11 protein-coding genes are annotated in these 11,610 nt (G+C 57.5%); 6 read left to right on the forward strand and 5 right to left on the reverse strand.

Translation table 11 applies throughout. The annotated features are described in order from the left end of the window. Position 1: 1 nt before the first annotated feature. From LEP6406_RS0207850 to LEP6406_RS31010, 3 genes are all read left to right on the forward strand, one after another. The gene (locus tag LEP6406_RS0207850) at positions 2 to 1,720 is read left to right on the forward strand and encodes a two-component system response regulator (protein WP_008318297.1); all 1,719 of its coding nucleotides are present in this window, start codon (positions 2 to 4) and stop codon (positions 1,718 to 1,720) included. Between the two features lie 187 nt (positions 1,721 to 1,907). Then, complete coding sequence (locus tag LEP6406_RS0207855; RefSeq protein WP_008318299.1) at positions 1,908 to 2,174, forward strand: hypothetical protein; 267 nt, start codon at positions 1,908 to 1,910, stop codon at positions 2,172 to 2,174. Next, a complete protein-coding gene (locus tag LEP6406_RS31010; protein WP_071992212.1) occupies positions 2,147 to 2,329 on the forward strand; it encodes a CHAT domain-containing protein in 183 nt (60 codons plus the stop codon). The genes LEP6406_RS0207855 and LEP6406_RS31010 overlap by 28 nt, the downstream gene beginning before the upstream one ends. A gap of 16 nt (positions 2,330 to 2,345) precedes the next feature. Here the strand turns inward: LEP6406_RS31010 and LEP6406_RS0207865 are convergent, their stop codons facing one another. Beyond that, positions 2,346 to 4,952 (reverse strand): chloride channel protein, encoded by a 2,607-nt coding sequence (locus LEP6406_RS0207865; RefSeq protein WP_008318303.1) that lies wholly within the window; start codon positions 4,950 to 4,952, stop codon positions 2,346 to 2,348. A 440-nt stretch (positions 4,953 to 5,392) separates the two neighbouring features. On the opposite strand from LEP6406_RS0207865, the gene clpS reads away from it, so the two are divergent. From clpS to LEP6406_RS0207880, 3 genes are all read left to right on the forward strand, one after another. After that, positions 5,393 to 5,689: an ATP-dependent Clp protease adapter ClpS gene (gene clpS / locus LEP6406_RS0207870; protein WP_317133826.1), complete on the forward strand. Its 297-nt coding sequence runs from the start codon at positions 5,393 to 5,395 to the stop codon at positions 5,687 to 5,689. A 105-nt stretch (positions 5,690 to 5,794) separates the two neighbouring features. Then, on the forward strand, positions 5,795 to 6,121 hold the full coding sequence (locus LEP6406_RS0207875; protein ID WP_409978141.1) for a DUF2103 domain-containing protein: 327 nt from the start codon (positions 5,795 to 5,797) through the stop codon (positions 6,119 to 6,121). Further along, on the forward strand, positions 6,118 to 7,242 hold the full coding sequence (locus LEP6406_RS0207880) for a N2,N2-dimethylguanosine tRNA methyltransferase (RefSeq protein ID WP_008318310.1): 1,125 nt from the start codon (positions 6,118 to 6,120) through the stop codon (positions 7,240 to 7,242). The genes LEP6406_RS0207875 and LEP6406_RS0207880 overlap by 4 nt, the downstream gene beginning before the upstream one ends. Positions 7,243 to 7,271: 29 nt before the next feature. Here the strand turns inward: LEP6406_RS0207880 and rsmI are convergent, their stop codons facing one another. The 4 genes from rsmI to LEP6406_RS30100 form a co-directional block, all read right to left on the reverse strand. Further along, the gene (rsmI, locus tag LEP6406_RS0207885) at positions 7,272 to 8,165 is read right to left on the reverse strand and encodes a 16S rRNA (cytidine(1402)-2'-O)-methyltransferase (protein WP_008318312.1); all 894 of its coding nucleotides are present in this window, start codon (positions 8,163 to 8,165) and stop codon (positions 7,272 to 7,274) included. Between the two features lie 170 nt (positions 8,166 to 8,335). Then, the gene (locus tag LEP6406_RS34705; RefSeq protein WP_008318314.1) at positions 8,336 to 8,767 is read right to left on the reverse strand and encodes a chlorophyll a/b-binding protein; all 432 of its coding nucleotides are present in this window, start codon (positions 8,765 to 8,767) and stop codon (positions 8,336 to 8,338) included. Positions 8,768 to 9,009: 242 nt separating this feature from the next. After that, positions 9,010 to 10,461, reverse strand: coding sequence for a RecQ family ATP-dependent DNA helicase (locus tag LEP6406_RS0207895; protein WP_027268952.1), 1,452 nt, complete (start codon positions 10,459 to 10,461; stop codon positions 9,010 to 9,012). A 136-nt stretch (positions 10,462 to 10,597) separates the two neighbouring features. Beyond that, a complete protein-coding gene (locus LEP6406_RS30100) occupies positions 10,598 to 11,446 on the reverse strand; it encodes a hypothetical protein (RefSeq protein WP_008318318.1) in 849 nt (282 codons plus the stop codon). Positions 11,447 to 11,610 lie beyond the last annotated feature (164 nt).

Here is an 11,610-nt window from a genome sequence, read left to right on the forward strand (position 1 = left end):
CATGACTCAGCCATCTATCTTAGTCGTCGATGACGAAGCTGACAATTTTGATGTGGTTGAAGCGTTCCTCGATTCGCAAGGTTACATATTACACTATGTTGCTAGTGGCAAAGCGGCACTGGACTGTTTGCAAAGAGTACAACCAGATGTCATTTTGCTCGATTTGATGATGCCTGAAATTGACGGACTTGAGGTTTGTCAGCGCATTAAAGCTATGCCTGAATGGGTTGGAGTACCTATTGTCATGGTCACAGCTTTATCTTCCAAAGAAAACTTATCTCAATGTTTGGCCGCAGGAGCCGATGATTTCATCGCCAAGCCAATTGATCGGCTAGAACTGATCTCTCGGACTCGCTCCATGTTGAGAATCCATCAACAGTATCAACGATTAGCCAATTTTAATTCCCAGTTGGAACTGATTGTCCATGAACGTACGACCCAACTCAAAACGCTCCTCGATCAAGATGCCTTGACTAAGTTGCCGAGTCGGTCACGGTTATTGCAACACTTAGGTCATGTGGACAGGCCGAAAAACCCTGTAATTGCCTATATCGACTGCGATGAGTTTAAATTAGTCAATGGCGCTTTTGGCTATGGAGTGGGTAACCAGTTATTACAAGCTATTGCCCATCGGCTAAAAAAATACTTGCGCCCTGGAGATATATTAGCTCGAATTGGAGAAGATGAGTTTTGCTTTTTGCTGTCTGATATTGCTAACCTAGACCAACTAAATTGTTGGATTGAAGCGGTCATGTCCGCATTTAAACCTCCCTTTTTAGTGGCAAACCTTGAGATCTTCATGTCTATCTGTATGGGTATTGCTTTGGACAGTGAAGTGAACGCTGGGTCGGAGGCCCTCTTACAAGCGGCAGATATGGCTATGTATAGAGCCAAGCTCCGGGGCAAGAATTGCTACCAAATGTTTGACCGGCAACTGACGGTGGCTACCCGCCGTCGCCTCACCCTCGAAACAGATCTGCAACGGGCGTTGGAACACCAAGAATTTGTCACCTACTACCAACCGATTGTCAGGCTAGCGACGCAGCAGGTCGTTGGTTTTGAAGCGCTGGTCCGCTGGCAACACCCTGAGCGAGGTCTGGTGTCGCCGGGAGAATTCATCCCCTGTATGGAGGAAACGGGATTAGTGGTCCGGGTAGGGTTGGTAGTGTTACAGCAAGCCTGTGAACAGCTTCAGACTTGGCATCAACAGGGCTGGCCTGACTTAACCATGAGCATCAATCTCTCGGTACGGCAGTTTGCTAGCCCCACTCTGCTAGCCGACATTGACTCGGTGTTGGCGGCTACAGGGGTGAATCCGGCTTATCTCAAGCTAGAAATTACTGAAAGCGCCCTGATGGAAAATGCTGAAGAGGCAATCATCTTGATGGAAGATCTGAGATCACGCCAAATTCAAATCAGTGTGGATGATTTTGGCACAGGCTATTCCTCCCTAGGCTACCTACACCGTTTCCCTATTGATATTTTGAAGATTGATCAATCTTTTGTCAGTCAGAAACAGGTTATGAGCCGGAGCTATCAAGTCGTCGAAACCATTCTCACCCTGGGTCACCAGCTCGAATTGGCAGTTATTGCCGAGGGCATTGAAACCCATGAGCAGCTTCAGTGGCTTCAATCCCTGGGATGCGAGTTTGGCCAGGGTTATCTCTTCGCCCCGCCTCAATGCAGCCATGATATTGAGACCCTTATCCTAAGCGACTAGTACTGGCTGGCGGAAATAAGCTTACGATTCTGCCGCACTAGCCTAATATTTTCCGATCCCCTCTCCCCGTGGGAGAGGGCTAGGGTGAGGGGCCGAGGTGTACCACGATAGAACGGTCAGAGAATTTACGCTGCCCAGTACTAGTGGGTCATAGCGACACGACGTCACCGCGATCGCACTGGCACTTGTGCTCCTAGGTCAACCCTCCACCTGGGCCAATCCCCCCAACCCTGAACGCCTTGCCCAAGTCACTCCCCATACCGTCACCGGGCAACTGGACGAAAACAGCGCCACCCTAGACGACGGTAGCTATTTCAACATTCATACCTTTGAGGGCATCGCGGGAGACATCATCATCATCGATCTGGTGAGTGCAGATTTTGATAGTTACCTAATCTTGGTGGGGCCAGAGGGGATCTGTGGCAGGTGGATGATTTTGGCACCCAGAGCCTGATGGCCCGGTATTACGAAAAGCTGATGGCGGGGATGGGTCGCAGTGAGGCGCTGCGGGCGGTGCAGTTGGAGATGATCAATCGGGGGGGCGAGTATAGCCATCCCTACTATTGGGCGGCGTTTGTGCTGGCAGGGAATTGGCGGCCTTTGCAATAGGGGTCATGGCACAGCCCTAGTCACCAGAGGGCTCTGCAAGGATATTTTGCCGCAACAAAATCACCATGGCGGGGCTGTCGTGAGAGACCTCTAGGGGCACGTTGCCGTGGAGCATCTGACTAAACAGTCCTTCTCGACTGGCCCCCAGAAATACCACGTCGCTGTGATCTTGACGGCTCAGGTGCACAATGGCCTCCGCGACTGGGGTGGTTCTGAGGATGCGGGTCTTGACGGGGAAGCCGAGGCGGGCTTCGAGGGCGGTGGCGGCGGATTGCAATTGGGGTTGCATCGTCTCAACTTGTGCTGGATCCAGAACCACGGAGCAGAGACACACCATGGGCTGATGGGCTAGTTTGACCAGGGCGGGGAGGAGGGATAGGGCCATGGGGGCATTGGGACCACCGGCCATGGGCACTAGCCAGCGCTCGTACCGATCTGTCTCCCCTGGACGCACCACCATGACTGGGCAGGGGGCCTGTCGCAGGAGGGTATCGACCACACTGCCGAGGATGCGACCGGGGGTAATGGGGTGGCGACGCCACCCCATGAGCACGAGGTCAATGTGGCGAGTATTGACTACTTCTAGCAGGGCACGGGCCACATCATGGCCGACGCGGATCTGGGTGTGAAGGCACAGTCCTTGCTCTTCTGCGAGGGCTTCTGCTTGGATTAACAACCGTTTGCCCAGTTTCAGGTCTACGGTGGCTTCGCTGGGTTGTAGGTCTGGGGGAATGCGGACGATATGGACGCATTCCAGTTCGTACTGGTTTTGGTGGGCAATGGCTGCCGCCATGGAGAGCAGGAGGGGCGCGGTGTCTGGGTCTGCCAAGGGCACCAGCAATCGCCCTTGGCCTAGGGCGGGGCTGCGGGTTCGGTAGATCCCGTAGGAAGGGGTTGAGGTGGCCATTCTGCCACTGGATTGACCACTAATTTTCTCTGATTCTGCTCGGATAATATCGCCTCGGGTAATGATGCCCACCAACTTGCTGCCGTCGGTGACGGGGAGGCGGCTGACCTTGAGGCGATTCAGAAGGTAGAGCACTTGGGGCAGGGGTGCTTCTGGGGCGACGGTGACGGGCCGGGGGGTCATGAAATCCGCCACGGTGTAGGCGGCGGTGCGGGTTTGGGGTACCTCTGCTAGGTCTGTCTGGGTGACGATGCCAACTAACTTGCCCTGGGTTAGGACGGGGAAGCCGCGATGGTGCGATCGCGCAAAAGCGTCCAAGGCTTCGGGGATGCTCATGGTGGCGGTGAGGGTTTCCACCCGTCGCTGCATGAGGTCGGCGGCGGTGAGGTGTGCCCAGGGGTTGTTCTCCGAGGGGGCCGGGTTGAGGTGAATGCCCTTGAAGGCTAGTAACCCGTTGTAAAGGGAACCTGTGGTCACTCGATCCGCTACGAGGCAGGCCAGTCCTGAGCCAATCATCAACGGCAGCACCAGGTTAAAGTTGGTGGTCATTTCAAAGACAATGACGATGGCGGTAATGGGCACTCGGGTCGTGGCGCTGAAAAAGGCTCCCATCCCGGTGAGGGCATAGGTGGTGGTGTTGCCGCTAGCCAGGGTATCGGTGGGGAAGCCCAGCCAGCCGTGGGTAGCCTGGGCCAAAAAACTGACCAAGCAGCCTAGGGCGGAACCCAGCACCAGGGCGGGGGCAAAGATTCCCCCCGAAGCCCCGGAGCCGTAGGCCAGGAGGGTGAGGAAGAATTTCGAGATAAATGCGATCGCAATTACCTGCCACGTCGCATCCCCCGTCACCAAAAACTCCCGTAGCCCCGTATTGTCCTGGGCGGCCACCGACAGCCCCACCCCCACCAGCCCCGTAATGCCCCCCGCCAACCCCACCCGAAACGCCAGCCGCAACCGCTGCCACCGACGAAACAGCCGCAGGCTGGTAAAAATTCCCCGGCTAAAAAGGCTCCCCAGCACCCCCGCCAACACCCCCAGGAGCGCCAAAAAAGGTAAATCTTGCACCGAAAGGCCAGTCTGGGTCAGGCCCATGCCGCTCAGGTTCAGCCCTTGGCCCCCCAACAGCCGCGATACCACCGCCCCCACAAAGGAAGCCAGGATTGCCGTGCCCAGGGTCAGGCCAGAAAAGTCCTGGAGCAGTTCCTCCACCACAAACAGCACCCCAGAGATGGGAGCATTGAACCCCGCCGCCAGCCCCGCCGCCGCCCCTGCCGAAATCAGTTGACGGCGGTATTCCGGTGACGTGGGCACCCAGTCGCTGAGCTGAGCCGCCAGGGCCGCCCCAATCTGCACCGTTGGCCCTTGGCGACCCAGGGAGAGGCCCGACCCCAGCGCTACGGCAGTGCTGGCCAGCTTCATCAAGGCCACCCGCAGGTTCAGGGGGCTATGGACATAGCCGAGGGCCGCCTTCACCTGGGGAATGCCACTGCCGGCGGTTTCCGGGCATTGTTCCCCCAGCCAGCCCGCAAAAGCTCCCCCCACCAGCCCCAATCCGGGCAGCAACAGCCACACCGGGATGGGATTGTGGAGCCGCCAGAGGGTGAGTCCTTCTACGCTCTGTTTTAACGCCACCGCCGCCAGCCCCGAGACGAGACCAATCAGGCAGGCTTCTGCGATCGCAATGCGCTTTTGACCCAGAATTTGAGTGAGGCGCAGCATGGGGTGAGGGGGTGAAGGGTGGGGGGTGAAGGGTGGGGAGAGGGGGGTGACAGGAGTTTTGAGTTGATCGGGTAGGGGCGCGGTTTCCGCGCCCAGTACAGAATGTGTCTGTAGGGGCGGGTTTAGCCCGTATGTAACGGACAATTCAGGATGGGAGGCTCAAAACCCGCCCTGCCTGTGGCCGGGTGACCGATATTGGTCAGAATCCGTAGGGGCAATCCCTTGACTGCCCTATGCCCTCCGGGCATAGGATGGTTGCCCGGTGGGTGGGTGACCGAAGCGAGGGGAGGTATCGCCCTGGGAGGAGGTCATAGGATTCGATAGACTAGGCAACATAAGTATTGAGCTGGAACACTCTAACGCGGTTTTTCCAGATTTTTTCCTCCTATAGCTTTCCCCCTCCTGTGGCGATGTCAGTGTTTTCTCCTGGAATCCCCCGATTGGCTTCTGCTTCCCCCACCCTGGCCCCGGAAAAATCCACCCAGGTTGTCCGCAAGCCCTACCCCAACTACAAGGTGATTGTGTTGAACGACGATTTCAACACCTTTCAGCATGTCGCCGCCTGTTTGATGAAATATATCCCCAATATGAGCAGCGATCGCGCTTGGGAACTGACCCATCAAGTCCACAATGAAGGACAGGCCACGGTGTGGGTGGGGCCTCAAGAACAGGCAGAACTGTACCACAGTCAACTGAGTCGTGCAGGGCTGACCATGGCCCCCCTAGAGCAGGCGTGACAATGGCCTGGGCCTGGGTTCTAGCGGTATTCGCCCCCGCGTTGGATTAGGGCGCTTTCCCTCTCCGACACCATCAGAAACGGCAGCTAGGTTTAGCCCAGGAGGGTGGTTTTGGGTAAATCAGACGGTAAATCAGAGAAGGGGCGGCTGGTGTGGAACCATTCCACCCACATTCCGGGACTTATTCCGCTCTTGGAAACCCTGTTGGCCCAGGAGCATCGCATCCAAACAGTTACACCGGGGGTGATCGCCTCGGTGCGCAGTCATATCCCCCAGTTTCGCCTCAAGGTCTCGGTGCCGATTCGAGGGGGCTATAAGCTCATTGCCCGTCGGGGTAAGTCGGCCCAAGAGGTGTTTGTGCTAACAGAGTTGGATCAGCCCGGTCTAGAGGCAGCCATTGTCACTGCGATCCAGGCCACTCGTCGTTTATGACCCTAGAACCGGGCTGGTACCAGGAGGGCAAGGCCAGATTTTATGTCGAGGCCGCTTTTTATCGGCCCCACAGTCAGGTGGGCCGAGACTTGGCGGTATTGGCGGCGGCGGTGTATCGCCAACAACGGGGGCAACTGCGGGTCTTGGATGCCATGACTGGCTGTGGTGTACGGCCCCTACGCTATCAGCTAGAGGCAGAAGCGGACTGGGTTTGGGCCAATGAGGGTAACCCCGAACTGCGGGAGGTACTGACCAAAAATCTATCTATGGGAATGCGATCGCGGTCCTATCGCATCACTCACCAGGATGCCAACCACCTTTTTTTTGCCTGCTACCAAGAGCGAGACTTTTACGATCTGGTGGATATTGATTGCTTTGGCAGCGGTGCCCCTTACCTCTCCACCGGGTTATGGGCGACTCGCATGGGGGGCCTCCTCTACCTGACCAGCACCGATACCCGTACCACCGGGGGCCATAACCTTGACCACAGCATCCAAATGTATGGAGCGGTGGCACGATCTCACCCCGCAGTCCATGAGCAGGGATTGCGGCTCCTCATCGGTAGCGCCCTGCAACAGGCAGCAACGCGGGGAATGCATGTTCAGCCTATCTTTTCCCTATTTAATGGACATGTACATCGGGTCATGGTGCGCCTCAGTATGGGGGATGCTTGGCAGCCAGAGCGCTACGGTTTCCTGGGCTATTGCCACAGTTGTGGCCATTTTCAAACCCTTTCCTGGCGGCAGTTGGGCCAAGCCACCTGCCCCAACCCCACCAGCCCCGACAAGGCGGATCCCCTGGTCGTGAGTGGTCCCCTCTGGCTCGGTCCCCTCCATGACGGGGCAATGCTGACCCAGATGATGGACTTGGCCGCAAGTTGGGGCTGGCAAAAGCGGGTCAAGCTATTGCAAATCATGCGGGCCGAAGCGGAAATGCCACCCTATTACTATTGCCTGGGAGACATCGGGCGGTTGGGCCAGATGGATATTCCCCGCCGCGATCGCTTGATTCTGGCCCTACGAGATCGCGGTTACCGGGCCTGTCCTACCCACCTCGACTCCCAGGCGGTGAAGACCGATGCCACCATGGCAACCTGTATCGAGATAGCCCGTACCTGTTGATCTCGAATTCTCCAATTACCCCAATACCCTCACACCCCCCCACCCTCACACACCCCATCCCCTGGAGATGCACTCCCCTCAGGATCCGGTAAAGCCAAGGCCACTTGGTAGAGATCGCGGCGAGGGAGTTGGGTTTCGTGGGCTAGAGTACGGCTGGCCTGGGAGCGGGAGAGACCAGCAGCCATCAAGGCTTGCAGGCGGGCTTGTACCAAGGCTGCCGACAGCTCCACGGGGGCGGCGGCGGGAGCCCCGGCAATCACCAGGGTAAACTCACCTCGGGGAGCCCGGTCTTGATAATGGTCAATGGCTGCCCCCAGGGGGCCTCGCCAGATTTCCTCATATTGCTTCGTGAGTTCCCGCGCGATCGCAACCTGCCGCTCAGACGTCATCTCCATCTGCAAATCCCGCAGGGTACTCAGCAACCGATGGGGCGCTTCGTACAGAACCACCGTGCGCGGTTCCTGGGCCAGTCGCTGGACTTGGGCACGACGATCCCGTCCCTTCGGGGGCAAAAAGCCCTCAAAGACAAAGGGCTGGGGCAAGAGTCCCGAAACACACAGGGCCGTGACCGCCGCCGTCGCCCCCGGAATCGGCACGACCGGAATCTCAGCATCCACACAGGCTTCCACCAGCTCAAAACCGGGATCGGAAATCCCCGGCATTCCCGCATCACTGACCAGAGCGATCCGTTGCCCCTGACCTAATTTTTCCAGCAGTTCCGGCAGCCGCTGGGGCCAGTTGTGGGCGTGATAGCTGATCTGGGGAGTCCCAATGGCGAAATGATGAAGCAGCCGCCCCGTGTGGCGGGTATCCTCCGCCGCAATTAGGTCCACAGTTTTCAAGGTCTCGACGGCCCGGAAGGTCATATCCCCTAGATTGCCAATGGGGGTACCGACGACATACAGGCAGCCAGGATGAGTCATAGATAGGGCACAGGGGAGGGCAAGGGCGAAAGGCAAGACACTTGCCCAGGATAAACTGGGCGCGAAGCCACTGATATAAAAAGCGTAGCGTCAGTGCTGTAAACAGCACTGACGCTACGCTGGGAGAAACTGAACTTGGGGCAATGGCCCTAGGTCGGCTAATATCGCCTCTATCCGATGCGAGACCATAGGGATACAAAGCTTTCACCGGAGATAACCTCCGTCAACAGCAGTAGCCCAAAGCCAATCATGGCAAGGCGGCCATTCAAAGTCTCAGCATAGTGGGTCCAGCCAAAGCGAGCCTGCTTTTGGACATACATATCAGGGGTGACGGGATAATTATTCACCAGCCCTTCCTGATCCACGGTGTAGCCTGCGGTTGTCGGTGACTCGGCGGTGGCCGACAGGGACGACGTGGGAGGTGCAGAGGGGTTGGCGGCTGGTTGGCCTTCTCGCTCCGCCGCTGCGCCCACCTCAGCCGGGATCAATTCACTCCCGTCGCTAATCCCAGGTTGGTTTAAGTCTTTAGGTGTTGGGATAGTTTGCATATCCACCTCACATTGTTCAACAGAGATGTCTGGAAAGGACATGTTCAAGAGCATGGTCTGGCCTCAGAACTAGACTCAAAATCTGCCAACACGGCCTCTCGACATCTGTTTGCACCTTAGCGGGGCCAGAAAAGCAGCGTCAAGGGACGAGCCAGAATCCTGAACTGACGATGGAGAGTCAGGCGAGATAGGGCTCTATCCAGAGAGGTAACCTCCTCAGCCTTTAGGCCAACAGCGATCGCAGTGACTCACCTCTGGGGGATCCCTACGATCCGCCAATTTTCATGGGAATTGCCTCAACCTTTGGCTCGACAGCGATCGCAGTGGCCACAGTGCCACTGCTGCCCCCCCTGGTGGCGAAAGCCAAATTGGGCTAAAATCTGCCGCCAACGACAGTCTCGACCATGGAGATAGCGATGCATGGCAGCATCCCCCGCGCCCCCCGTGGCTCCCGTGGCGGGGGCAGCCTGGAGACGATACTGAAAGGGATCTAGCCATACCAAGCGCCCCTGACTGTGGAGATAGGAGAGGGCAATGGCCCCATCGCGGAACTGTTTTTGTACCGCCGCCACCGTCCCTGTGGAGGGAATGGCTCGGGCCAAGGCTTCCGCCTGTTGTTGCAAGGCTTGGGCCTGACGGGCAAAAAACTGCGATCGCTGACGATCTGAAGGATCCAAAAGCCCCGTAGGCTCACTCACCAGGGTCAATGCCGTCGCCGGTTGCCCGTCTCGCCCCGCCCGCCCCACCTCCTGCACATATTCCGTCAGCAGACAGGGGGCATGGAAATGGGCCACCCAGCGAACGTTGGGCTTGTTTACCCCCATGCCAAAGGCATTCGTACAAACCACGAATTGGAGGCGATCTCCTAGCCAATCCGCCTCCCGTTGACGGCGATCGCGGGCGGTCAAGCCCGCATGGTAGGGGGCAACCCGATAGCCCTGCTGCCGCAGTTCCTGGGCCAACGCCTCACTATCCCGACGGGTGCGGACATACACCAGTCCCGCCTGCTGGCCATGGGCTTGGATAAACCGCCCTAGCTTTTGCCGGCGTTGTTGGGGTGTCCACACCGTCTGCACCCCCAGCGTTAACTGAGGTCGATAGGGGCTGAGGCGTAACCGCTTGGGATTCTGGAGTCCCAACACTGTGCCGATAGTGCCCTGGGCAGCGGGATCGGCGGTAGCCGTAAAGGCGGCAATGGGGAAGCTCACCCCCGTTGCCTTCCCGGCTAGGAGGGCTGGGCGGACGGCCCCTAGACGGCGATAGGCGGGGCGAAAGGTTTCGCCCCACTGCACCAAACAATGGGCTTCGTCCAAGATCAAGCCGTTGATTTCGAGACTAGGGCTACTGAGGCGCTCCCACACCGGAGCACTCAGTAAGCCTTCTGGAGATAGGTACAGGAGCCGGAGCCGCTGCTGCTCAAGATCGTGCAAGACCTGGCGGCGATCGCGGGGGGCCAATTCACTATGCAACGCCGCCGCCGCCAGTCCCCGTTGGCGGAGATCCTGCACCTGGTCCTCCATTAACGCCACCAGAGGCGAGATCACCAGGGTCACCCCCCGTTGCAGCAGCGCCGGGAGCTGAAAACACAGGGATTTGCCGCCCCCCGTCGGCATCACCACCAACGTATCTCGCTGTTCTAGAAGGGACTGAATAATCGTGTCTTGAGGGGGACGAAAGTCGCGATAGCCCCAAATACGCTGAAAGGCGTCCTGGACCTGGGGCCAAGACATCCCAGTTGTAGATGCCACGGTAACGCTCAGAAAACACCCATTCCTAGAATGCCATGGACAAAAATGCCAGGGGCAAAAGCCAAAAAAAAGTAACCCCCAGTGAGCTGGTAACAGCTCACTGGGGGTTACGCATCTTAACGCCTAGTCCTAATTCCTATTCAAAGAAGAAGGGGAAGTTGTAGCCCACCCCGAGGATGATACCCAGGCCAAAGTCACTGGAAACACGCCAGTTGGTTTGGGCGTTGAGGGTGAACTGTTGGGAAATGGGGATATCCACGCCGCCGTTGACCAGGAAACCTGTACCACCGTTAAAGCCCACATCCACACCTGCCCCGAGGAAAGGATAAACATTGATTCCCCGAACCTGCAAAGGGCTGAAGTTATAGGTGATGGGCACCGCTAGGGAGGTGCGCTTTTCGCTGATGGTAAAGGAAGGTCGGATCGCAAAGCGGGGGCCAAAGGAAACTTTGCTGATGATGCTGAAGCCGAAGTCGCCTACGGCACTTTGACCGGATTCAACAATACCGATATTGCCGCCCACACCCAAATAGAAAGGGGTTACACCTTCGTAGAGGGGGCGGGTTACCTGGGCGACCTGTTGGTCTGCTAGGAGCAGAGAACCGGCGCTGGTGGACACGGTCTCATCGATTACCAGGGGCTCTGAGATTTCTAGGGCCGCGATCGCAGTTGCCGTCTCTTCATCCGCCGCTGCCGCTTCGATGGGTTCAGCCTCCGTTGCCACAACTTCCACGGGTTCAATCTCCGTGGAAATAGCTTCAATGGGAGCCACTTCAGCGGTTTCAGCCACTTCCGGCATCTCTAGAGCCAGGGTGGCCTCAGCGTCAGCACCATGGACTACGGCCTCCATGTCTGTTTCGCTGGAATTGATGGAACTGAGCATAGCGGCGGGCATGCCCTCAGCTTGGGCTGGGAGAACACCGACAAGGGCCGCTGCGATCGCGGCACTACCAGCCATTAAAGAAATTCGCTGCATGGAAGCCATATCTATCACTACTCCTCACTCACCAATGGACATGAATCCAACACCGCCGGAGGAAATTAGATCTCCTCATATCGGTCACTGTAGGAAATTTTCAGCGATTTTACCACTGCTTCTTCCGGAAGGCTGCATAGGGTAAGACAGTCTTCTTTCGACGGACAAAAGAA

It is taken from the genome of Leptolyngbya sp. PCC 6406 (assembly GCF_000332095.2).
Classification (GTDB): Bacteria; Cyanobacteriota; Cyanobacteriia; order Phormidesmidales; family Phormidesmidaceae; genus PCC-6406.

Coding starts and splice junctions, on each gene's coding strand:
- LEP6406_RS0207850 (WP_008318297.1), top strand. CDS start 2: ATGACTCAGCCATCTATCTTAGTCGTCGATGACGAAGCTGACAATTTT.
- LEP6406_RS0207865 (WP_008318303.1), bottom strand. CDS start 4,952: ATGCTGCGCCTCACTCAAATTCTGGGTCAAAAGCGCATTGCGATCGCA.
- LEP6406_RS0207880 (WP_008318310.1), top strand. CDS start 6,118: ATGACCCTAGAACCGGGCTGGTACCAGGAGGGCAAGGCCAGATTTTAT.
- rsmI (WP_008318312.1), bottom strand. CDS start 8,165: ATGACTCATCCTGGCTGCCTGTATGTCGTCGGTACCCCCATTGGCAAT.
- LEP6406_RS34705 (WP_008318314.1), bottom strand. CDS start 8,767: ATGCTCTTGAACATGTCCTTTCCAGACATCTCTGTTGAACAATGTGAG.
- LEP6406_RS30100 (WP_008318318.1), bottom strand. CDS start 11,446: ATGGCTTCCATGCAGCGAATTTCTTTAATGGCTGGTAGTGCCGCGATC.